At 44.4% G+C, this 21,872-nt stretch carries 21 protein-coding genes; 5 read left to right on the top strand and 16 right to left on the bottom strand.

Annotated features, from left to right (window positions below; translation table 11 throughout):
- Nucleotides 1–37: 37 nt before the first annotated feature.
- Both QNI08_RS20655 and QNI08_RS20650 read right to left on the bottom strand, forming a co-directional pair.
- Nucleotides 38–3,154 carry an MMPL family transporter gene (locus QNI08_RS20655; RefSeq protein WP_285769236.1) on the bottom strand — a complete coding sequence of 1,039 codons (3,117 nt, stop codon included), beginning with the start codon at nt 3,152–3,154 and terminating at the stop codon, nt 38–40.
- Nucleotides 3,155–3,616, bottom strand: a complete 462-nt coding sequence (locus QNI08_RS20650) for a MarR family winged helix-turn-helix transcriptional regulator (RefSeq protein ID WP_285769235.1) — start codon at nt 3,614–3,616, stop codon at nt 3,155–3,157.
- A gap of 168 nt (nt 3,617–3,784) precedes the next feature.
- Between QNI08_RS20650 and QNI08_RS20645 the strand changes: the two genes are divergently transcribed.
- Nucleotides 3,785–4,306, top strand: a complete 522-nt coding sequence (locus QNI08_RS20645; RefSeq protein WP_285769234.1) for a YtxH domain-containing protein — start codon at nt 3,785–3,787, stop codon at nt 4,304–4,306.
- Between the two features lie 259 nt (nt 4,307–4,565).
- On the opposite strand, the gene QNI08_RS20640 is transcribed toward QNI08_RS20645, so the two are convergent.
- From QNI08_RS20640 to QNI08_RS20595, 10 genes are all read right to left on the bottom strand, one after another.
- Entirely contained in the window at nt 4,566–5,456 is an 891-nt protein-coding gene (locus QNI08_RS20640) for a peptidylprolyl isomerase (protein ID WP_285769233.1), read from the bottom strand.
- A gap of 214 nt (nt 5,457–5,670) precedes the next feature.
- On the bottom strand, nt 5,671–6,744 hold the full coding sequence (locus tag QNI08_RS20635) for an ABC transporter substrate-binding protein (RefSeq protein WP_285769232.1): 1,074 nt from the start codon (nt 6,742–6,744) through the stop codon (nt 5,671–5,673).
- Nucleotides 6,741–7,544, bottom strand: a complete 804-nt coding sequence (locus QNI08_RS20630; protein WP_285769231.1) for an ABC transporter permease — start codon at nt 7,542–7,544, stop codon at nt 6,741–6,743. The genes QNI08_RS20635 and QNI08_RS20630 overlap by 4 nt, the downstream gene beginning before the upstream one ends.
- A 1-nt stretch (nt 7,545) precedes the next feature.
- Nucleotides 7,546–8,349 carry an ABC transporter permease gene (locus QNI08_RS20625; RefSeq protein WP_100531221.1) on the bottom strand — a complete coding sequence of 268 codons (804 nt, stop codon included), beginning with the start codon at nt 8,347–8,349 and terminating at the stop codon, nt 7,546–7,548.
- Complete coding sequence (locus tag QNI08_RS20620) at nt 8,339–9,448, bottom strand: ABC transporter ATP-binding protein (protein ID WP_285769230.1); 1,110 nt, start codon at nt 9,446–9,448, stop codon at nt 8,339–8,341. The genes QNI08_RS20625 and QNI08_RS20620 overlap by 11 nt, the downstream gene beginning before the upstream one ends.
- Before the next feature lie 72 nt (nt 9,449–9,520).
- Nucleotides 9,521–10,063, bottom strand: coding sequence for a helix-turn-helix domain-containing protein (locus tag QNI08_RS20615; RefSeq protein WP_285769229.1), 543 nt, complete (start codon nt 10,061–10,063; stop codon nt 9,521–9,523).
- Between the two features lie 164 nt (nt 10,064–10,227).
- Nucleotides 10,228–11,613: a protoporphyrinogen oxidase gene (locus tag QNI08_RS20610; protein ID WP_285769228.1), complete on the bottom strand. Its 1,386-nt coding sequence runs from the start codon at nt 11,611–11,613 to the stop codon at nt 10,228–10,230.
- Nucleotides 11,614–11,781: 168 nt separating this feature from the next.
- On the bottom strand, nt 11,782–12,300 hold the full coding sequence (locus QNI08_RS20605; protein WP_285769227.1) for a GNAT family N-acetyltransferase: 519 nt from the start codon (nt 12,298–12,300) through the stop codon (nt 11,782–11,784).
- A gap of 111 nt (nt 12,301–12,411) precedes the next feature.
- Complete coding sequence (locus QNI08_RS20600) at nt 12,412–14,445, bottom strand: Na+/H+ antiporter (RefSeq protein WP_285769226.1); 2,034 nt, start codon at nt 14,443–14,445, stop codon at nt 12,412–12,414.
- Between the two features lie 342 nt (nt 14,446–14,787).
- Nucleotides 14,788–15,678: a diacylglycerol/lipid kinase family protein gene (locus tag QNI08_RS20595; protein WP_285769225.1), complete on the bottom strand. Its 891-nt coding sequence runs from the start codon at nt 15,676–15,678 to the stop codon at nt 14,788–14,790.
- Nucleotides 15,679–16,069: 391 nt separating this feature from the next.
- Between QNI08_RS20595 and QNI08_RS20590 the strand changes: the two genes are divergently transcribed.
- From QNI08_RS20590 to yhfH (QNI08_RS20575), 4 genes are read left to right on the top strand one after another with little or no spacing between them, the layout of a single operon-like run.
- Nucleotides 16,070–16,195: a YhfH family protein gene (locus tag QNI08_RS20590; protein ID WP_285769239.1), complete on the top strand. Its 126-nt coding sequence runs from the start codon at nt 16,070–16,072 to the stop codon at nt 16,193–16,195.
- Nucleotides 16,196–16,217: 22 nt separating this feature from the next.
- Complete coding sequence (gene yhfH, locus QNI08_RS20585) at nt 16,218–16,355, top strand: protein YhfH (protein ID WP_285769224.1); 138 nt, start codon at nt 16,218–16,220, stop codon at nt 16,353–16,355.
- Nucleotides 16,356–16,382: 27 nt separating this feature from the next.
- Complete coding sequence (gene yhfH / locus QNI08_RS20580; protein ID WP_285769223.1) at nt 16,383–16,520, top strand: protein YhfH; 138 nt, start codon at nt 16,383–16,385, stop codon at nt 16,518–16,520.
- 28 nt (nt 16,521–16,548) lie between these two features.
- Nucleotides 16,549–16,689 carry a protein YhfH gene (yhfH, locus tag QNI08_RS20575; RefSeq protein ID WP_285769222.1) on the top strand — a complete coding sequence of 47 codons (141 nt, stop codon included), beginning with the start codon at nt 16,549–16,551 and terminating at the stop codon, nt 16,687–16,689.
- A 133-nt stretch (nt 16,690–16,822) separates the two neighbouring features.
- On the opposite strand, the gene QNI08_RS20570 is transcribed toward yhfH (QNI08_RS20575), so the two are convergent.
- From QNI08_RS20570 to hydA, 4 genes are all read right to left on the bottom strand, one after another.
- Nucleotides 16,823–18,466 (bottom strand): PucR family transcriptional regulator, encoded by a 1,644-nt coding sequence (locus QNI08_RS20570; RefSeq protein ID WP_285769221.1) that lies wholly within the window; start codon nt 18,464–18,466, stop codon nt 16,823–16,825.
- Nucleotides 18,467–18,684: 218 nt separating this feature from the next.
- Nucleotides 18,685–18,900 carry a hypothetical protein gene (locus QNI08_RS20565; RefSeq protein WP_285769220.1) on the bottom strand — a complete coding sequence of 72 codons (216 nt, stop codon included), beginning with the start codon at nt 18,898–18,900 and terminating at the stop codon, nt 18,685–18,687.
- Between the two features lie 17 nt (nt 18,901–18,917).
- Nucleotides 18,918–20,402, bottom strand: coding sequence for an NCS1 family transporter (locus tag QNI08_RS20560; protein WP_285769219.1), 1,485 nt, complete (start codon nt 20,400–20,402; stop codon nt 18,918–18,920).
- Between the two features lie 40 nt (nt 20,403–20,442).
- On the bottom strand, nt 20,443–21,861 hold the full coding sequence (gene hydA / locus QNI08_RS20555; RefSeq protein WP_285769218.1) for a dihydropyrimidinase: 1,419 nt from the start codon (nt 21,859–21,861) through the stop codon (nt 20,443–20,445).
- Between the last annotated feature and the right edge of the window lie 11 nt (nt 21,862–21,872).

Below are 21,872 nucleotides of genomic sequence, written 5' to 3'. Positions count from 1 at the left end.
AGAAGGCATCCGCATGGATGCCTTCCTTTATTTATGCTTAATCCTTGTTTTTCAAGAATGGCCACCAATTCGCGTTTCCAAACGTTGCAACCATTACTGGAATGAACAACGGTAAGAAGACGAACGCATATAAGCCAAGGCCCACCAATATCAATGTGGCAATCTCCAAGAGTGATAAAACTCCCGCTGGCATCATGGCAGCAAACGTCCCGCCCAGAATGACAGCCGCAGAGATGATCACGGTTCCCATTTTTCTCATCGACAGCAGCATCGCTTCCTTCACCGGTTTGTCTTTCATTTCATTAAAGCGGTCCATCAAGAAAATGCTATAGTCAATGCCCAAAGCGATCAGGATGACGAAGGCAAAGAAAGGTACGGCCCAGCCTATTCCTGCATAACCAAGAATATTAACAAAAATCAACTCTGTAATCGCTGCAGCTGTATAGTAGGTCAAGACGAGCGACACAATCAGGTAAATCGGCATCACCAGCGACCGCAGCATGAAAAAGAGAATGATTGCAATGCCCGACAGCATCAAAATGACAGTACGGGAGAAATCCGCCTCGGACATTACGCTCAGGTCATGATGTGTGCTTGTGATTCCCCCTATTGCCACCTGTGCATTTTCAAGCTTAGTACCTTTCGTGACTCTTTGGACCGTTTCCTCAATCGATTCAATTTGATCGATTGCTGCATTGGAATATGGATTCTCTTTAAATACCACATCCATTGTCATCACTTTACCATCTTCAGATAAATAGGCGTTCAATGCTGCACCAAATTCTTTGCTTTCCACTACTTCTTTTGGAATGTACATGCCTGTTACCGTTTCATCCGTTTTTGCCAGCCCCGATAAATACCCTTGTGCAGACGATAATCCATCATGCACTTCATTCAGGCCATCTGCGCTTTGATTCAAACCGTCTTCCAAATCGGTAAGCTGCCCGCCAAGGCTTGAAAAACCATTCAGGAGTTTTTGCTGACCATTATTCAGGCTCGTAAGCCCTCCCTTGAACTGTGACAGATTATTAATGACTTCCCCCTGGCCATTGGCCATCGTGCTCAATCCTTTTTGTAAATCATCAACACCCGCAATCAATCGGTCCAGCCCGCTTCCTAAAGCTTTTTGTCCATTTACGATTCCTGCCATATTTTCGTTTGCCGTATTCAAACCAGCTGACACTGTGCCAAGATTCCGATTGAGCTCGGAAAGTCCTGCTGACATGGGCTCCAAACCGCCCTGTGCCCCTTGAACCGTTTGCTTGATTTTTTGATAGTTTCCATCTGCCTGTAATTCTGGATGTGCGCCTTCCACCTGCTCGAAGGATGGATTCAAACCAGCAAGACTTTGAGATACAGCGGACAGATTCGTTTGAATCTGTTTATACCCATTCGTGAGTTCAGTCAGACCATTAGCGGATTGCCGATAACCTCCGAGGAGCTTTTCGCTTCCGGCAGCCAGCTTCTCCAAGTTCACCTTCACATCATTCAGCCCTGCCTTTATGTCACCTGTTCCCGATGATCCGTCTCGAATTCCTGCTTCGATGCTCGTTAACGCTTTTTCTACCTGACCCACGCCACTCTTTAACTCATCAGTGCCGGAAATGAGGCCCCCGATTCCGTCCGTCGCTTGCTTCAAACGCGGCCCGGATTCGGAAAGCTCACTGCCTGCCGTTTTTAACCCGTCACTGATTTGTTTGATCCCTTCATTCCCATCCCCGATTCCTTTTTCAAGCGTTTCTGCTTGGTTAGAGACAAATAGATCCTTGATGGGCTCACCTGCCGGGCGGGTCATGGACCGAACTAAATCTACTTCATCGACCTTGGCGACTTCCTGACCGATTTTTTCTGCGAGTGCGACATATTCCTCCGAGTCCATCCGTTCGTCATTTTTTATGACGATCTGTGTTGGCATCGATTGCCCCGGACCGAATTCATCGGAAATGATATTAAAAGCCATGATTGAAGGAACATCGTCTCCCGCTTCTTCAAGGGAGTTGTAGGAAATGTCCCCATCATATATGAACAAAAATGGTGCGCAAATGACTGCAACGATCACTAGCGCCAATACGGGACGATTCAAAGAAAAACTCCCAAGAATCCCCCACAATTTGCTTTCACTATGCCCAAGCTTCCCTTTTGCAGGCCAGAATAATCTTTTGCCTAGAACCGCCATGAAAAATGGAACGATCGTATAAAGCGCAAGCATCAAGATGAAAACCCCAATCGCAACGGCTGCAGCAGATTGATAGAGCTTAAAAGTGGAAAACCCAATTGCAGCGAAGCCAATCATTACGGTCAGCCCGCTGAAAAAGACCGTTTTGCCGGCTGTTCGATATGTCTCCACGATGGCTTCAACCAGTGACTCCTGTGATGACAGCTCCTCCTTGAAGCGACTAAGCAGCAAGATGCAATAATCCGTGCCGATTCCAAATAAAATGCCGACAAGGAATATTTGCGTATATGATGAAATCGGGAAGTCCCATCGATCCACCAGGAACGAAACGATGGATTGTGAACATAAATACGTGAAACCTACAGTGATCAACGGAATGATCGGTGTCACCACTGACCGGAAAACGATCAGCAATACGGCCAAAATGAAGACAACCGTAATGCCTTCGGTTTTTTTCAGCCCTTCTTGGGAATTGGTATTAAGATCTTCATCGACCATCCAGCTGCTAGTGTAGTAATGCTCGACATCGACATGTTCCAGTTCCTTATAAAGGGCATCCATCACTTCCTTGGCTTCCCTGTCTCCCAATGTCATCGTGATCGATGTCAAAACTGTCGAACCATCCTCCGACACCAGCTGTTCCTTAAGCGATTTCTCTTTGAAATGAGTCATGATTTCAGTGATGCCAAGCTCTGATTTATCCTTTTCCAGCTTTTCGACGGCTAGCTTGATTTCCTCCAATTCCGAGGATGTCAGCTTCTTATCACCATGGAATACGAGAGCTACTTGGGACTCATCTTCAGCTTGTATCTCTTTCATGAGTTCAGTGGCTTTTCCAGAGGAATACTCTACGGGTACATCAAGCTGGCCTTTATCCCTCACAAGGTTTGCAATATTCGGAGCCGCAAACAGTAAACATGCTGTAATGGCCACCCAGATGATCAGGACAAACCACCTTGCCTTTATTATCCTCCTCATTTACAGTTCCTCCTGCCCATTTTTCATTTCTATCAAGATTCTTGAAAGCTTCTCATATGTATCAAGGAATGTAACAATCTCTTCATATTCGAATTTCGTCATGATGCCCTCGACCAGCTTATGAATTTTATGTTCCGTTTTGTGCAACAATGCCGCTCCTTCTTCGGAAAGCTTCAAGAGAAAGACTCTCCGGTCATATTGGTCCTGCTCCCTTTCGATCAGCCCTTTACTCTCTAGCCTGTTGATATTGGCGGTGACGGCACTCTTATTGATATAGAAAGCCTCGCTGATTTCCGTCGAGGTACATAATCTTTGTTGTTCAATGAACCGTAATGTGTAGTATTGCTCGTTCGTCAGCACATCACATATTTGATCTTTTATCAATAGCTCCCCCAGCTTATTGACATGAAAGGAAACTTTCATATAACGGTCAATCAATAAAGAAATTGTTTCGGTTGTCATTCAAACACCTCTCTAAATTAGTTCAATCACTTAACTATATGTAGCTTACTACCGATTTATTTATTATGTCAATCCTATGACAGTTTATTTTTTCTAGTTTAATTTATGGTAAATAAGGGAAAACCCAAAGTAAGCAAACAATCTACTATTCTTAAGGAGGAAATACTAATGACTCAATCGACGACTGAAACCCAATCGAATAGCAAACTATTAAAAGGCATTCTCATTGGAGGATTGGTAGGCGGCGCCTTGACCTTGCTTGACTCCACGACAAGAAATAAAGTGAAGCGTTCTGCCGTCCTTTTAAAAGACAACTCCGCGAATATGATTGAAAAGGTGAAGGAAAATCCAGGTGAAGTGAAGGAACAGATGATATCTGGCGTCAAAGGGGCTACCGAAACAATCAAAGAGGCCATCAGTGATGTGGAAACCTTATATGAAACCGTCAATGAAGACGTGGTGGGTAAAGTTTCTGAAGTGAAGGATATCTCAACCGATGCCCTTGGTACAGCCAAGGAAGCAACAAGCGAATTAAAAGACATCAGCTCAAAAGTGGTCGTTGCCGGTAAACAGCTGAAAGAAACGCCATCTCAATCATTGAAATCAAATAAAAAAGGTGAAAAAGAAAGTGATGAAATCGTAACGAAGTCTGAGTTATCCAATCAAAAATCGATTTCATCGAACTTCTAACCATGGCTGGGGGAACACCTCAGCTTTCAATCCGCAGACAAACTCGATGATGGGGGTTTGCCCTGCGGGTTTTTTTGGTTTTTTGGGGTGCTTTCGCATGGACATCTTCTTTAAACTAGACTGTAGGTGTTAGCAAAGTGGCCAGGTATCGAGAAAATCCTTGCTCGATAAGCGAGTGCTTGCCGGGAGACGATCCTGGCTAATTTAGGTCCAAAAAAAAGGCATCGGGATGCTCTAGCATCCCGAAGCCTTCCGAGCCTCATTCAGTCTCCGTTAAGGTATTCGTTATATCATGTTCTTTTTTCACTTCTGCCACCCAAGCAGGATATTCCTCCTGCAATCGCTCCGTGATAAGCGTTTCTTTGATCGCCTCTTTACTATCTTCCAGGTTCGCTTTTTTTGCTTCCTTCTTACCAGTGACTTTAATGATATGGTAGCCATATTCGGTTTTGACCGGTTCGCTGACTTTGTCTATGTCAAGATCAAAGGCAGCATCCTCGAATTCGGCGGCCATATCACCTTTCCCAAAATACCCTAAGCTGCCGCCTTTACTCGCCGTTTGCGTATCGGTAGAATATTCGGCGGCCAGTTTGGCAAAATCTCCGCCATCCGCAATTTCTTTAGCTACTTTTTTAGCCGTTTTTTCGTCTTCGACTAAAATATGGCTAGCCTCGACTTGCTCCGCCTGTGCAAAGGTATCTTTATTGTCTTCAAAATAGGTGCTGATTTCATCATCCGTCACGGTAATTCTCGGTTCTACCAGCTTTCTCGTTTGAAGATAAACAACCACGTCCTTTTTCAAAGCTTCCATGGATGACCCGCTTGCTTCCAACTGCTCCTTGAGGCCCTTTTCATCGCCGTAGGAGGCAGCCATGTTATCGATTTCCTTCTGAATTTCTTCATCCTTTATTTTAATCCCAGCTTTTTTCGCTTCCATTTCGATCAACTTATTCGTGATCAAAAGGTCTAATGTATCTGCTCCATATCCCGCAACGAGCGCATCATGCAGCTCATCCTCATTGATTTTCTCGCCGTCTATGCTCGCTACTGTTTTCCCCATCGACGATACCATCGCAAATGCCATGATACCGGCAATGATCAATATAGACCCTGCCCAAACATATGCCTTCGTGCTTCTAAAAAGTTTCATGAATAATCTCCCTTATTTTTTCTGTAATGATAGTGCTTAAATATTAATTAATCCTTAAGATTGAACTGACCGCGGCTAATTGAACCAACCAGTCATCATACTACCATACTTATATCCTCGCTGAAATTTTTGTGCCTTGCGGATTTCCCCGGTAAGCATACGGAAAAAAGCATGGCGTGATGGGATACTCCATTACACCATGCTTTTTCATTTGTTATTTGCGATGCATTTTGAATTCCAGAAAAAGTTCATTGTAGCGTGCCAAGTTTTTCTTCCCGAGGTTTTCATACACCTCAAGCTTCTCCGTCAGTTCTGGTGATGGATAAAAACGTTCATCCTCCACCACCTCTTTTGGCATATATCTCAAAGCTTCTTTATTGGGTGTCGAATAGCTTACATATTCAGCATTCTGCGCGGCCACTTCAGGGTCAAGCATGAAGTTGATGAACTGGTGGGCAGCATCGACATTTTTCGTCGTCCTCGGAATGACCATATTATCAAACCAAAGATTCGATCCCTCTTTTGGAACGACGTATTCGAGATCTTCATTTTCAGCCATGATTTCCGAAGCAACGCCAGACCACACAAGGCCAATCGCCGCCTCCTGGGCCTCCAATAGCATGCGGCTTTCATCCCCGACGATCGCCTTGACATTGGGAGTGAGCGCATCGAGCTTGGTCTTCGCCTCTTGAAGGTGAGCTTCATCGGTATCATTCAATGAATAGTTCAAGGAGTTCAGGCCCATGCCCATGACTTCCCTGGCGCCATCCGTCAAGAGGATCTGATTTTTTAAGTCCTTATCCCAGAGGTCTGCCCAGCCCGTGATCTTTTTCCCGCCGAGCATCTTGGAATTGTAAACAATCCCGACTGTCCCCCAGAAATAAGGGACGGAATATTTATTCCCCGGATCGAATGGCAGATCGATGAAGCGCTTGTCAATATTTTTCAAATTCGGCAGCTTGGAATGATCCAAGGGAACCAATAAGTTTTCCTGCCTCATTTTATCAATCATATATTCAGATGGAATGGCAATATCATAAGTCGTACCGCCCTGTTCGATTTTCGTCATCATCGCCTCATTGGAATCGAACGTTTCGTAAATGACCTTGATGCCCGTTTCCTCTTCAAAACGGTCGATCAGGTCCGTATCGATGTAATCGCCCCAATTATAAATGGTGAGTGTATTGCTGCTCGTAAATCCTTGCGAAGAATTCAATTTCGATATCGTATATAATAGCAAAGCGGAAACAAGGGCAATGACCAAAAACAGTTGGATAAGCTTTTTCATCGTTTCCCCCCCATTCCCGTCTGCCTAACGCGCTGGGTGATGAAGTAATACACGATAACCAGCAGCAATGTCACGACAAACAGCAGAGTCGATAATGCATTGATATTCAATGAAATTCCGCGGCGGGCCAGTGAATAGATTTCCACGGAAAGAGTGGAGAATCCATTGCCGGTCACGAAAAACGTCACCGCAAAATCATCAAGTGAATAGGTGAGTGCCATGAAAAACCCCGCAAAAATGCCTGGCAAGATGTACGGAAGGACAACCTTCGTCAACACATCCCACCGGCTTGCCCCTAAATCACGGGCCGCATCGATCAGGGTTGGGCTCATCTCCTGTAGCTTCGGCAGGACAAGCAGCACGACGATCGGGATGCTGAAGGCAATATGTGAAAGCAGCACCGAGTAGAATCCAAGCTTGATCCCTGCCATCGTGAATAGAATCAGGAAGGAAGCGCCGATGATAACATCAGGACTGACAATCAATACGTTATTCAATGACAATACCGTGTTCTTTGCCTTGCTGCTCGTAAAGGAACGAATCCCGATCGCACCAATCACCCCTATGATCGTAGCGATGAGAGCGGATAATAACGCGATGACAAGGGTATTCAATACGATGATCAGCAGCCTTGTATCATTGAACAGCTCCCTGTACCACTCCATGGTGAATCCTTTAAAGTCATACATCGTTCCGCCGCTGTTGAACGAGTAAAACACTAAAAAGAAAATCGGTGCATAGAGTATGAGAAAAATTAAAACGAGAAACGCCTTGGATAATGGCGATAATTTATTGCTCATTTTACACACCCTGCTTTCGGTTACCCGTTACAAACATAATCAGGAACATGATAATAATCAAAAACACAGCAATCGTCGAGCCCATTCCCCAATCCTGGGTCACGAGAAAATGCTGTTCAATCGCAGTACCTAGCGTGATGACACGGTTCCCGGCAATCAGCCTTGTAAGCATGAACAATGAAAGCGCCGGGATGAAGACGACCTGGCACCCCGTCTTTACACCATCAAGCGTCAATGGGAAAATGACGCGACGAAAGGTCATCCACCTTGAAGCGCCAAGGTCATTGGCTGCATCCAAAAGAGTGGGATTCAGTTCATCCAGCGCATTGAATATCGGCAGGATCATGAACGGGATGAAGATATAAACCGAAACGAAGATGAAGCTGAAATCAGTAAAGAGAATTTGCTGACTGCCGATTCCGATTACCTCGAGAAAACCATTCGCCACACCATATGTGCCAAAAATTCCAATGAAGGCATAAGCCTTCAAGAGTAAGTTGATCCAGGAAGGAACGATGATCAGCAACAGCCACAGCTGCTTATGCTTCGTTTTCGTTAACAATAAAGCGGTCGGGTACGCGACCAAAAGTGATATGGCCGTAATCAGGAAGGCATACCAAAATGAACTCAGTGTCATTTTTAAATATACGGGTGTAAAGAACTTCTGATAGTTAACCAAGGATAGATTTCCTTCGATGTCAAAAAAGGAATAGTAAAGGATCAACAGAATCGGTGCGATTACGAATAAGGCGATCCATAAGACATAGGGTATGAAGAATATATTCTTCGATAGTTTATTCTGCATGGCTTTCCTCATCATGATACGCTTCCAGACGCTTATCGAATTCCTCTTCGGTTTCTCCCAATCTCATGACATGAATGGCTTCCGGATCGAAGTATAAACCTATTTCATCGCCAACCGTCGCCTTTTTGGTCGATTGGACAAGCCATTCGTTTCCATCATGGTCATAGCAGCTGATTTCATAATGAACACCGCGGAATAGCTGGGAATCGACCCGGACTTGAAGTTTCCCGCGATCGATGGAGGTGATTTCTAAATCCTCCGGGCGAATGACAATATCGACAGCTTCATTACTATTCAATCCCTGGTCTACACATTCGAACTGCCTTCCGACGAATTCCACGAGGTAATCCTGGATCATTTTCCCTTTCACGATATTCGACTCACCGATGAAATCGGCAACGAATCGATTCAGCGGTTCATCATAGATATCCGTAGGAGTCCCGCTTTGCTGGATTTTCCCTTTATTAAGGACAAAGATCTCGTCAGACATCGCCAACGCCTCTTCCTGGTCATGCGTAACGAAGATGAACGTAATACCAAGTCTCTGCTGGAGCTCACGCAATTCATATTGCATTTCCGTGCGCAGCTTCAAATCGAGGGCAGATAGCGGCTCATCCAGGAGGATGACCTCAGGTTCATTGACAATCGCCCTGGCAATCGCGACACGCTGCCGCTGACCGCCGGACATTTCCCTGATCTCCCGTTTTTCATAGCCATCCAAATTAACAAAACTGAGAGCTTCCTTCACCTTTTTTTCCACTTCCGTGTTCTTCATTTTTTTGATCCTCAAACCGAAGGCTACATTTTCAAACACATTCAAATGGGGGAAAAGGGCATAATCTTGAAAAACCGTATTGACCTGCCTCTTATTGGCGGGTACATTATTGATCTTTTTTCCTTCGAAATATATGTCGCCTTTTGATGCCTCCGTAAAACCGGCAATCAATCTTAGGATCGTTGTCTTCCCGCATCCGGAAGGGCCCAAAAGTGTATAGAACTTCCCTCTCTCGATTTCAAAGCTCACGTTATCGAGAACTATCGTATCATCATCGAATTGCTTCGTAACCTGCTCGAAGCGGATTATATTCTCATTTGCCATAGCTACTCCCCTCTTTCCGATACCTACTTAACTATCTTTACCCTAAACGGGCGGTTGCATTTGTTTAAAAGTCTATAAATATGATTTCGTCACCACGAGCAGTAATTCGGAGGGACCATTGAAATCGTTGATGATTTGATGTTCGTCAGAAGCGTGAAAATAAATCGATTCCCCCGCATGGGCTAAATACTTATGTGCGCCAAGTCTTACAACGACTCTTCCGCTTAATACATAACCGAACGTCTCCGATAAGGACGGCTCGAATTGTTTGAATTCGCTTTTTTCCTGAAGCGTGAGACGAATCGGTTCCATTTCCTTCTCATTTGATTCGGGGACGAGCCACTGAATCTGGCAGCCTCGTTCCTCATCGATAAAAAATGTTTGGGCTTCTTCTTCATACACCACTTTTTGAAACTGTTCCTCTTCATCGAAGAACTGCGTCGGCTTGCAGCCAAGAACTTCCAAAATATTGAAAAGGGTTTCTATTGACGGGGAACTTAGATCTCTTTCCAATTGCGAAATATAGCCTTTGCTTAGGTCTGTTCTTTCACCCAGCTCCTCCTGGGTCAACCCTTTCTTCAGGCGGAGGTTCTTTATTTTCTTTCCGATTTGCATTGTATTACCCTCAATCGGTTTACTTATAGTAAACCTGCGTCATTTAAGTTTGATATAAGTAAACTTTCAGTTTAATTTAACGAGTTTCATTATACAGGAAATATAAGAAACTTCAATTGAAAATTCAGCCTAAAAAAAAGGCCTGCATGCTAGCAGACCTCCCTTTACAACTTCTCATAAATTTCCCGCGCCTTCTTTTCCCCATCTGCAATACAGTCCGGTATACCGACACCATTGTATGAACAGCCCGCAAGCAAAACGTTCGGATATTCCTTGGCCATTTTCGCCTCCAAGGATTGAACGATCTGAGGATGCTTGATATGATAGTTCGGCATATTTTCATGCCATATGGTCACTTCACTCGTTATCGGCGTGCCCGATATCCCCAAGCTATTCTTAATGTCCTGCAAGGCCACCCCGATTAACTCAGGTTTCGTAAGGGAACGTAACCTTTCATAGTCAGGACTTGAGCTTTTATAGAAAAGCCTTACCAAAAGTTGATTGTTTTCAGACGTATGTTCCCATTTCCGGCTCGTCCAAGTACAGGCATTGCATATCAAGTCACTATTATCACCTGCAATGAAGCCCGTACCATCTTTAGGGAGCATGCTATCTGGGATATCGAATCCGAGATAAATGCTGATCATCGAACTATCGATCAAGCCAGCAAAATCTTGATCCAGCTCCATATTACTCAATAATTTCCGGGCAACCGTATGCGGCGTACTCAATACGATGATGTCCGCTTCGAGCGTTTCTCCATTTTCCAAGGCGATGATATATCCTCGTCCATCCTTGCTTATTTTTTCCGCTTTGACGCCTTTCATGACTTCCACCTTATCAAGGCATTCCTCCATGCGATCAATCAGGACCGACAGGCCGTTTTTGAAGGAAAGGAATTTCTTATTTCCCTTGCTTTGGTATTTAGCCTTATTTTCAGATAGGCCGCGGATGATGCTGCCATATTCATTTTTATAATCAAGCATTTCCGGTAGGGTTTTCGCAATGGTCAATTCATTCAATTTCCCGGAATACACACCGGATAAGACGGGGGAAATCTGCTTTTGCACCAATTCCTTGCCTAAGAAGCTTTCAAGAAATAAGCCGATTGAGTCATTTTTCGTAAACTTCTCATTTTTTGTATAGAAATCCTTTAAGGCATCTACCTTTCCTTGTGCAGAGACCAGTTCACTGTTCGCCAAAGACTCCAAGCTCATGGGAATGCCAAATAAAGCATCTTCAGGGATATTCTTAAGCATGCCATCTGTATGGATGAATGATTTCCCTGTCGCATTGTAGACCACTTGATCTTCCAGGCCCAGCTCCTTCAGAAATGGCTTTACATTCTGCTTCCTCGTTACTATGGAATCAGCCCCGGCCTCTATTTTAAATGGACCATCATGAACTGTCCTGATTTTACCGCCCAATTTTTCATTACCTTCTATTAATATCAAACGTACGGTTTGATTGGCCGATTTATTTGCTTGCTGTAAATGATACATCGTTGATAGACCGGTAATGCCTCCACCTACGACTACGACTGTTTTCATTTAGGACTACACCTCGATTAACGAAATTCACATTAAGTAAAGTGTACCATAGTGGAGGCGAATAATTAAAAACAGCCACTCAAAGCGGTCATTTTTCTAAGAAGTCATGTAACAATTTAGACAAAGAAAAATGACCTTCCCCGTTTTCGGTAAATTCAAGTTCATTCCTTATTCCAAATCTGTATCCAACCCACTCAACCGATACTCCATGATCTGCATCCAGCCGCTTCTGCCTTCCTTTTGGACCCCTGTATTCCGATATCCCGATTTCAAATAAAGGGTTTTCGCCATCACATTCATTTCGTCCACTGCCAAAATAAGCGATTCCTTATCCGGAAAAATTCCTTTTGCGAATGGCGGAAGGATTCGCAAAGCTTTCATCGCAATCCCCCTTCCTTGGTATCTTCGATCAATAAGCAATCCTCGCAGCAATATCGCTTTCTTATCAGTGGTGAAAGGGCTAATGTTATCGCCGACATGTAAAACGAAAAAGCCTACAAGTATTCCACCTGCCACTATAACGAAGGGATGCCTATCTCCATCTACTTGGCAGTATTTCAATGATTCTTCTGGCAGCGCGGAAAAAGGGGTTTGTGTATCCGGCAAGTAAAACTGGGACAAAAGGTGATGATGCTCCTGTACATAAGGGGTTAATGTGATGGGCCCGATTTTCTGATCCTGTTTCATTGAAAGCACACTCCTCCATTTTGGTTACTTTATTCATTCGATGCATCCGGCAGCAATTCCTCCATGAACGAAAGAAGCGCCGCCGAGGAAATTGGCAGCGCTCTTTACGTTCTATGAATGGGTATTTTCGTTGATCGTCATTGCTTCACGCAAATTGATTTGCTGGCGGAGTATATTGGCCAATTCACGGGAAATTTCTCTTGTTTCAAACATTTCCTGCACTTCATCGCGTTCTGCCTGAATCGCCTTATAAAATAGCTCCCTTTCATATTCAACCATTTTGCTAGGAATCCGGCCCCCATTTTCCCGTTTGCATTTCAGAATCTGCACTTTATATTCTTCAATGATCATCGAGGAGGTCTCATGGTTTTCGGCAGTAATCCCAGCTTGTATATCTTGAATGGCTGCTTTATACATCCTGATTTTTAGGTCCCTGACCTTCTCAAGCCGCTCGAGATTGATTCTTCTTATTTCAGTTTTGTTTGGGAAAAATAATTTAAAGATTCTCAACATACTTCTTTTAAATAGTGTTACAGATCTCAACAGGCGGAATTTCATCAGGTTAGTGACAGCACCCTCCATCCGCTGGATGTATTCCTTGCATATGAATGCCGTTTCTTTATCCACTTTTTCATCCTTGATAAGCTTATCCAGGAACCTCTCCTCTGCTTCGAGTGCCTTGAAGCGAAGCGCCTTTTCTTCTTCTCTTACTGCGGCGGGCTCTTTCTCTTGTTCCACGTAGGAAAGGGCATTGATTTTCGTACGATACCTTGAAATGATCGATAACGCCGCTTCCCTGTTTTCATCCGTCATTTGCGATTCCAAAACTTTAATGGCCGCTTGATGAGTGTGAATCGCAGCCGCTTTCGTTTTGTCAGCCTGCTTATCGACGACTTCCTCTTCATCCGTCCGTGCTACGATTGGCAGGAACACACTAGCGACAACCAATGTCAGCAAGATGACCCCTGCCGCAATGAAGATGATCAGCGAACGTTCCGGGAAAGGACCGCCATCTGCCAATACATACGGAATGGAAAATGAACCGGCTAACGTTACAGCTCCACGAACTCCGGAAATGGTAATGATCCCAGCCGCCTTCATATCCGGTTTTTGGGCGCCTGCTTTTTTCGTGAACCAGCCGATTGACCAGGCAGCCATGAGCCAAATGAACCGTAAAACGAAAAGGAAAAGGGTAATGATCACGATATAAACAATCACCTGTCCATTATTGAAAGCCGGATCTTCGAATATGGTTTGCGCCACATCTGGGATTTGCAGGCCCAGTAATACGAAAACAAGTCCATTCAGCACATATAAGATGACAGACCATGTGCTTTTGGAAACTACCTGCAGCTCCACTGTCGGTGATATTTCCCGATCCCGTTCAATGGCATGGACGATTCCCCCAGCGACAACTGCTAAAATTCCAGAAAGGTGAAAATGCTCCACAGCGAGGAAAATAATAAAAGGAGTCAGGATTTGAATCAGCATGTGCATCGTAACATCCTCCATGCCTAAACGACGAAGGAACACACGCAGTCTGATGATGATGAAGGCAATGAGAGCACCGCCTACAAAACCGCCGATCGCAATCCAAATGAAACTAAACGTTGCATCGACCAAGGAGAAAACACCAGTGACTGTAGCTGCAACAGCGAATTTAAATGCCACAAGACCCGAAGCATCATTCATTAGCCCTTCGCCTTCAAGAAGATGCAAGATGCTTTTCGGCAGCTTGACACGGCTTGCCATGGCGCTGACCGCCACTACATCTGTAGGGGACAATATCGCCGCTAGAGCAAATGCAGCCGGCAATGGGATGGAAGGGATCAACCAGTTAATTAAATAACCGCCGGACCAAACCGTCAGGAACACGAGGCCCAATGCAAGCATGAGAATGGGAGCCCTAAGCTTCCAAAGCGCTGTACGCGGCACGTTCTTCCCATCATTGAATAAAAGGGGTGCGATGAACAGCAATAAAAATAGGTCCGTTTCCAACTCGACATGGATGGCTAGGAAGATCTCCAGTAAAACTCCCAATGTAATTTGAATTAATGGTACAGGTATAAAGGGTATAAAATGGTTAATTACATTAGACATTCCAATTAAGATTAGAAGGGCCAATATAATAAGAAAAAACTCCATAAAAACATCTAACTTCCTCTCTTATCTATTTTCATAACTATAAGCGTAACATATTTAGAACGATTCATTCATGCATTTACTATTCTTACCTAGAATCAGCCTGAATAAAGATGCCTTTTTCCCCCTTGATCAATCGTTTGGCAACCTTAGGGAAAGAACGTCCCGCACACCGGCTAAACCCAGTTTTTGGTCTGTGCGGGACCAATTATGTAGATTCAGGTCCAATTAAAGGAAAGCCGGGTCGAAAAAAGCTGATGGGGCAGCAACTGCTCCATCAGCTTTTCCAATGTTCTTGATTCGGGTTTATGATAACCAACATGGCAGACGGACTGTCCCTTCAAATCATGCCGTTCCCGGGACAAACAGACGAAGATGTTTAGGCAGGACATTTGCCTGAAAGGGAAGAAGGAAGCCTTCATCACCATCAATGTTGACTTTAATGTCTTCGGTGGTCGATAAATGAAGCTTGGATGTTTGAATGTATTCGACTTCCTCATGTTCCTTGATTTCCCCCTTCATTAGACTAGGGATGATCGTAAGGAGCAGGGGAAAGGATAAGTCTTTAATGATGAAGGTGTGCAGCTTTCCATCATTCACTTCAGCCTCTGGGGCAAGCTGCTCGAAGCCGCCGACAGAGTTTGTCATCGTGGCAATCAGTAAATGGGCATTACCGATCCATCTCCCCTGATCGTGTTCAACCGTTAATGGAAGTGGATCCTTCTTGATGACTGCTTTTGCTCCTTCAATGAAATAAGCAATGGAGCCGAGGCGGGTTTTCTGTTCGACAGATACATTATAGGTAGCCTCCGCAATCGGCCCGACCGCCAGTACATTCATGAAGTAACGATCATTGATTTTGCCGATGTCGGTTTTTTTTACTTCCCTATCCTTTATGATGTCTATAGCCGCTTCGGCGTTCAGGGGGATACCTAAGGATCTAGCGAAATCATTTACGGTACCAAGCGGTATAATTCCAAAAACCGGGCGATGTTCCTGTTCCGCCAGCCCATTTACGATCTCATTGACCGTGCCGTCCCCGCCCATGGAGATGACAGCATCAAACCTATTGGCACAGGCCTCCTTGGCAAAAGCCGTAGCATCTCCCTCTCCCTTCGTTTTACAGACCGTCACCTTCTCATACATTTCGCCAAGCACCTTTTCTGCTTTCGGCAAAATCTTTTCTGCCTTTTCCTTACCTGAAGATGGATTCATGATAATCATCACTTTCGACATAAGCTACCTCCCATTCATGCTCTTCTATTAGCAAGTTACCTCTTTCCTGAACTACTAAAACCACAATGGCCATATTTCGAATGCCTATTTTTTGTCTTCATTGCAGATCCATACCTTGTTCCATCTGTTACAGTACTGTTGGGATAAATGCATCCATAACCGGAATTTACACTTGGGATTTTCACACGGGACATGTATTCACTTGATAAATCCCGATCTAAGGAAAGATTCACAAAGGTAGCGAACCCTTGTCATCAAAGGTTTTTCTCTTTCCTTTAAAATAAATTTTAAATTTTCTGTAAAATACCTATACAATTTCCAAATATGGGTATATACTGTATTATAACAACAGACAAATAATTAAAACTGTACTACAAGGGGGGGTCAATACATGCAAGTAAACTCATTCATGATCGATGCCGGTACACGATGCCCTGAGTGTGGGGAAACACATGTCGAACATTCAGCTTCCTATCTATTGGAATGCGACCGCTGCCTTTCCAAGCGTGAGGAATGATCTATAAAAGGAGGAAATCAACATGCAAATGAATAAATCAATCGAATTTTTTAACACGATCCCTGCAAAACATTGCCCCGAGTGCGGCGAACACATCATTGAACATGCAGAATCCAACTTAATGGAATGCGACCGCTGCCTCTCCAAACGCGAAGACTGAGCCAACCAAACATGAGGAGGAATCACGATGCAAACTAAAAACCCTATGGAATTTTTCAGGAATCTGCCGCCTAAGCAATGCACGGAGTGTGGAACCCCTATCATCGAGCAAGCTGAATCATACCTTTTGGAATGTGATCATTGCCTTTCCAAACGCGAAGACTGATTAAACTAAAACATGAGGAGGAATCACGATGCAAACTAAAAATCCTATGGAGTTCTTCAGGAATCTGCCACCTAAACAATGTACGGAATGCGGCACCCCCATCACCGAGCAAGCTGAATCATACCTCTTGGAATGTGATCATTGCCTCTCCAAAAAAGATGAATATTGAAAAAGGATGCTGACATCCCATTGTCATATACACCACTTCGATGTCAGCATTTCCCCTCCATTGATCCGTATATGAAATCCCTTTTCATTTACCATGCCAAAAAGGATGTCCAATGGACACCCCTGATAATATTTCACTTACCCATATATTTATTCTTATAATTCCCTGTGATGTTCCTGCTGCTGTACTGAAGGAAGTCCAATGCAAAAATCATGAATTCCAGGCCTAGGCGCTTATCCGAACGCATGAAATCTGAGCCTAACAGCTTCTCCAGCTTTTCGAGCCTATGATATAGTGTTTGCCTGACAATGAATAATTGCTTGGAAGTTTCTTGCTTAGATCCATTACATGCAAGATATGTCTTAAGTGTAGGCATTAATTCGCCGTTGTTTTGCTTGTCATATTCAATGACAGGACCTAAATACTCGTGCACCGTTTCCTCCAGATTGCCATGTTTATTCAAAAGCGAAATCATGCGATGCATATGTAGGTCCTGATAAAAGATGCTCCTTCTCTCCTCTGGTAAACTATCTTGGAGCAGCAGGGTCTCGCGTGCCGTTTCATAGCTTTTATAAATCTCACTTAATCTTTGTACATGCCTTCCAAATCCCATCGAAAGCTGGCCCATGCGGTTCCGGCTGCCCACATCCATTTTCATCATGCGATCCACAGCACTTGTCACCCTCGATTTCCAATCTTCAGATGAACGATTATCTCCTAATATGAATACAAGATGCTGGTGGATTTCCATGGAAAAGATCTGAAAGCCATACTGTTCAAAAACCGTCCGAAACATGATCTTCAGGTAGGTTCCATCCAATTTGGCCGCACTTTTATTGTACCTTGAATGCTGTTTGCAAATGCACACCACTCCGCCATCGAGCTGCATCTTCGGATCGATATAGGAAAGCCTCTCCCGGATCGCTTCATCGCTGAACTCCCCTTCGATCCAGTTGGTCAGCCATTTACTCTCATCCGACATTTTCTTCTCTTCTATATATAATTCCCTTAATAGATGCTGTGCCAGCGCTGTTGCCGTCCTATCCAAAATAAGCGAATCAAAGTCCGTCAGCTCCCTATGATCACTGTATATATACAGTTCCGCATAATTCTCGCCAAGGACTTGAATCTCCTGTTTAAGCATCGATTTGTTCAGCTTCGTTTTTTCTTCATAATGGTCAGCTACCATTTGGTAGGTTACCTTTTTCTTGGTTCTTGGAATGGTGGCTATGTCACTTTCATTCAAGATCAGAATGACCTGTACATGTAAATAGCTATGGAGAAATTTTAGAATTGGTTCATAATGGTCCATTTCGAGGAGATTTTTATTTAACTGCTGGGAGTAGTTTTCTAAGTTGGAGATCATCTGGTATTGTTTATTGATGATTAAGGCATGGATATCCTGCGTGATTTCCACAAAAGGGACTTCTTCATGAAATAGGATGATAGGGAATTGCTGTTCATTCGCAAGATCGATGGCACTTTGCGGGACCGCAAGCATGTTGGGTCCGATTTCTATACAAAGTCCGGCAGCGTTGCATTCAATCAATTGCTCTAGATAGTCTAGAAATGTGTCATTGCAATTTTTCCAGCCCAAGCCGGTGGTCAGAATCAATTCATTTCCATTTAACAAATGGCTGATTTGTGTGACTTCCATACAGTGGACCCACTTCACCTGCCGCTTTATCCCACTGCTGCCTGCAATTATATCGGTCAGGTTGAAATACTTGCGCATCAGGATTTCCTCGATCGTAATCGACGTAATCGACGTATTCATCCATTCACATCCTTTTATAAAATTGCTTAAAATCTATTATAAACGGACATCCCTCAAATCTCCAGTACTTGTCAGAAAATCTAACGTCAAAAATCAACAAAAAATTCCAGTTTATACATTAATTTTTTTTCCTATCTCTACTATTCATTCAAGAAAACCTGGGACAAAAAAAGGACCCATTCATCAAGGAATAGGCCCGGGCAATGATTATTTCGTTTTCAATTCGACTTCCTGAAAAGCAACGTAGAGAAGTATTTTCTTCCTTCCGGAGTTTTGATGTTCAGCTGCTTCCATTCCTGTTTCGTCCCCTCGATCAATTCAAAATCCAGGAATGCCCCACTTAAATTTTCCGAAACCCGGGTGATTCGATATCCTCTTTCAAGCAAGAAATCGATTTGCTCCCTTTCCAGGCGATACTCATGATATTCGGACATTTTCCTTCCCCCTTTATTTAAACGTTCTCCCCGCCGTTTGCAGCCGTAATGACCATGTCCTCTTCAGGTTCCAAATCGTTTTTGATTTTCCAATCCCGGCCTACTGATATACCTAAATATTTTTCATCACTCGGATCAATGATTTCAGCTTGTTCATATTTATTGAACCACCAGAACTTGGCCAAGATATAATAGCTTGCACCGCCAAGTACAAAGCCGATGACAAAAGAATAATTCGAATAAATCGTGGCACCGATTCCGCCGACCGCCCATGAAATGATGCCTGCCCAATTCACGCCGTTCAAGTACCTATACTGACCATCAGGCTCATAGAGATCTTGTACATGCACCCGCCGTTTGCGGAGGAAATAATAATCGGCTACAAGGATACCGACAATGGCCGCGAGGATTCCGCCGATGATCAATAAAACCTCTATTATGATACCGAACAGGCTCCATGGCTGAACAACTATCCCGATAACCCCCGAGACAACGACACCAGCCCAAAATGGCATCCTCGGACCCAAGACATTCGAAAAAATCGTAGCTGCTGGAATGACATTGGCTGTCGTATTTGTCGACCATTGCGCAAATACGATCATGATCAAAAGGACCCCGAGTGCTATACCGCTTGCCGAGCCCTGTATGGCTGCAACAGGGTCATAATTGGAAACGGCCATATATGAAACAGCACCGATGATGACCATGAACGTTTGTGTGAGGGGATAGGTGATAATATTCCCAATGATTTGCCCCTTATTGCGCTTGAACCAGTTTTTTTCATTTTTCGGTGCCTTTATGAAGCGGGAAAGTGTTGGCATATCAGCAGTCAGCGTTCCCCAAAACCCCATATTGGCCATGATGACGACCATGAACGCCGTCCCCGCGGCCCCGCCGCTTACCGGGCTTTCGATCCAGGTCCAAACATCCCTGCCTTGGGCTATGGCTTGATCGGATAGAGTGAAGTACATCCAGCCGGAAATCAAAATGATGACAGGCGCTGCCAGGTCGGCAAACCGCTCGATCGACTTGATTCCCATCGCCGTGTTCACCAATTGTAAAACGGCAAAAATGAGGAAGCAGATGAACCAATTATCAAATTCAAAGAGCGTTGCAAAAATGGCATTCATTGCAGTTGCCCCAAAGTACGTGTTAAGGCCAAACCAGCATGAAGCGACAAAGCCCCGCACCACCGAGGGAATATGGGTGCCAATCGTACCGAAGGGCGCCCTCATATAGACCGGGAAGGATATGCCATGCTCCACGCCAATATCCCCTGTCATTGTCATCAAAAATCCGAGCACCACACAGGCGATGACCGTTGCAAGCACGACCCAGCCCAAGGATAAACTTTGAACACCATTCCCGCCGATCGCGAAGGCAGCCAACACCACTGCCATCCCCACCCAAATGAACCCAAATCCGGCTGCGCTTATGTTTTTTTGCTCATGAGGTATGGGCAGCAAATCGGGTGACTTTAGATAATCTTTCTTCTCACTCACGGAAAATCCCCCTCTATCCATTTGCCTTCATCTTAATAGCTTAAACCGGAAGCGTTTTTCCTGTAGCGGATTTCATCTCTGCATTGTATTTCGACCTTTTCAGGAACTGCCCTTTTCCTGCCTCACCGACAAACTGTTTATCTCTAATGACAAACGCCCCTCTAGAAAGGACTGAAATTGGTTCTCCTGTAATCTCCATGCCTTCGAACGCATTGTAATCCACCGCCATATGATGCGTATCGACGGATAGGGTCCTTTCCACCGCCGGATCAAAAATGACAATATCGGCATCGGAACCTACAGCGATTGTCCCTTTTTTTGGGAATAACCCAAAAAGCTTGGCTGCACGGGTAGAAGTAACGTCGACGAATTGATTCAAGGAAATGCGGCCTTTCTTGACACCTTCGGAAAACAGGATACTCATGCGGTCTTCAATCGTGGGGCCGCCATTCGGTATTTTCGTAAAATCGTCCCTTCCCAAATCCTTTTGACCTTTGAAATCGAAGGAGCATTGATCGGAACCAACCGTTTGCAAATGACCCATTTTTAAGGCATTCCACAGCACTTCCTGGTTCCGCTTATCCCTTAACGGCGGTGACCACACATATTTCGATCCCTCGAAATGCGGCTTTTCAAGATAAGACTGGTCCAAAACCAAATATTGCGGACAAGTTTCCCCCCAAACATCAACACCTTTATTCCTTGCCTCGGCAATCTTTTCAACTGCATCTTCACAGGTGACATGCACGACATAGAGCTGTCCATTCGCCATTTCCGTCAATTTGGCTGCCCGTCCAGTCGCTTCCCCCTCAAGCTCCGGCGGCCTTGTCAGCGCATGATAGATTGGATCCGTATTGCCTTTTTCTAGAGCCTGCTTTGTAAGATAATCGATGACATCGCCATTTTCAGCATGTACCATCACAAGCGCACCAAGCTCTTTCGCCTGCAGCAAAGTGCGGTATAGCGTGGCATCATCGGCTTGAAACACATTCTTGTACGCCATGAAGACCTTAAACGAGGAAATGCCTTCTTCCATGATGACACCCGGCAATTCCGCAAGAACCTCATCATTGATTTCGCTGATCATTAAATGGAAGCCATAATCTATCGCGGCCTTTCCATAAGCCTTTTTGTGCCATGTATCGATCGCTTCCTTTAACGGTGCCCCTTTTTCGGTCAAGCAAAAGTCTATGATCGTCGTCGTGCCTCCATAGGCAGCAGCAATGGTACCTGTTTCATAATCATCCTTTGTCGTCGTCCCGCCAAACGGCATATCAAGATGGGTATGGGGGTCTATGCCCCCCGGAAAAATATAAGCGCCTTTAGCATCAATGATCTCGGCTCCTTCTGCATTCAAATCCTTGCCAATCATCGCAATCGTCTCATTCTCGATTAATATATCGGCTTGATACGTATCTGCAGCGGTTGCAATCGTTCCATTTTTAATGATTTTTTTCATTCTTTTCCCCT

The organism is Peribacillus folii, assembly GCF_030271255.1.
GTDB lineage: Bacteria > Bacillota > Bacilli > Bacillales > DSM-1321 > Peribacillus.
This window is presented reverse-complemented; position numbering and strand designations above follow the sequence as displayed.

Bases quoted from the DNA above. Each gene is read 5' to 3' on its own strand.
- QNI08_RS20655 (WP_285769236.1), bottom strand. From the start codon at position 3,154: ATGAGGAGGATAATAAAGGCAAGGTGGTTTGTCCTGATCATCTGGGTG.
- QNI08_RS20650 (WP_285769235.1), bottom strand. From the start codon at position 3,616: ATGACAACCGAAACAATTTCTTTATTGATTGACCGTTATATGAAAGTT.
- QNI08_RS20645 (WP_285769234.1), top strand. From the start codon at position 3,785: ATGACTCAATCGACGACTGAAACCCAATCGAATAGCAAACTATTAAAA.
- QNI08_RS20640 (WP_285769233.1), bottom strand. From the start codon at position 5,456: ATGAAACTTTTTAGAAGCACGAAGGCATATGTTTGGGCAGGGTCTATA.
- QNI08_RS20635 (WP_285769232.1), bottom strand. From the start codon at position 6,744: ATGAAAAAGCTTATCCAACTGTTTTTGGTCATTGCCCTTGTTTCCGCT.
- QNI08_RS20630 (WP_285769231.1), bottom strand. From the start codon at position 7,544: ATGAGCAATAAATTATCGCCATTATCCAAGGCGTTTCTCGTTTTAATT.
- QNI08_RS20625 (WP_100531221.1), bottom strand. From the start codon at position 8,349: ATGCAGAATAAACTATCGAAGAATATATTCTTCATACCCTATGTCTTA.
- QNI08_RS20620 (WP_285769230.1), bottom strand. From the start codon at position 9,448: ATGGCAAATGAGAATATAATCCGCTTCGAGCAGGTTACGAAGCAATTC.
- QNI08_RS20615 (WP_285769229.1), bottom strand. From the start codon at position 10,063: ATGCAAATCGGAAAGAAAATAAAGAACCTCCGCCTGAAGAAAGGGTTG.
- QNI08_RS20610 (WP_285769228.1), bottom strand. From the start codon at position 11,613: ATGAAAACAGTCGTAGTCGTAGGTGGAGGCATTACCGGTCTATCAACG.
- QNI08_RS20605 (WP_285769227.1), bottom strand. From the start codon at position 12,300: ATGAAACAGGATCAGAAAATCGGGCCCATCACATTAACCCCTTATGTA.
- QNI08_RS20600 (WP_285769226.1), bottom strand. From the start codon at position 14,445: ATGGAGTTTTTTCTTATTATATTGGCCCTTCTAATCTTAATTGGAATG.
- QNI08_RS20595 (WP_285769225.1), bottom strand. From the start codon at position 15,678: ATGTCGAAAGTGATGATTATCATGAATCCATCTTCAGGTAAGGAAAAG.
- QNI08_RS20590 (WP_285769239.1), top strand. From the start codon at position 16,070: ATGCAAGTAAACTCATTCATGATCGATGCCGGTACACGATGCCCTGAG.
- yhfH (WP_285769224.1), top strand. From the start codon at position 16,218: ATGCAAATGAATAAATCAATCGAATTTTTTAACACGATCCCTGCAAAA.
- yhfH (WP_285769223.1), top strand. From the start codon at position 16,383: ATGCAAACTAAAAACCCTATGGAATTTTTCAGGAATCTGCCGCCTAAG.
- yhfH (WP_285769222.1), top strand. From the start codon at position 16,549: ATGCAAACTAAAAATCCTATGGAGTTCTTCAGGAATCTGCCACCTAAA.
- QNI08_RS20570 (WP_285769221.1), bottom strand. From the start codon at position 18,466: ATGAATACGTCGATTACGTCGATTACGATCGAGGAAATCCTGATGCGC.
- QNI08_RS20565 (WP_285769220.1), bottom strand. From the start codon at position 18,900: ATGTCCGAATATCATGAGTATCGCCTGGAAAGGGAGCAAATCGATTTC.
- hydA (WP_285769218.1), bottom strand. From the start codon at position 21,861: ATGAAAAAAATCATTAAAAATGGAACGATTGCAACCGCTGCAGATACG.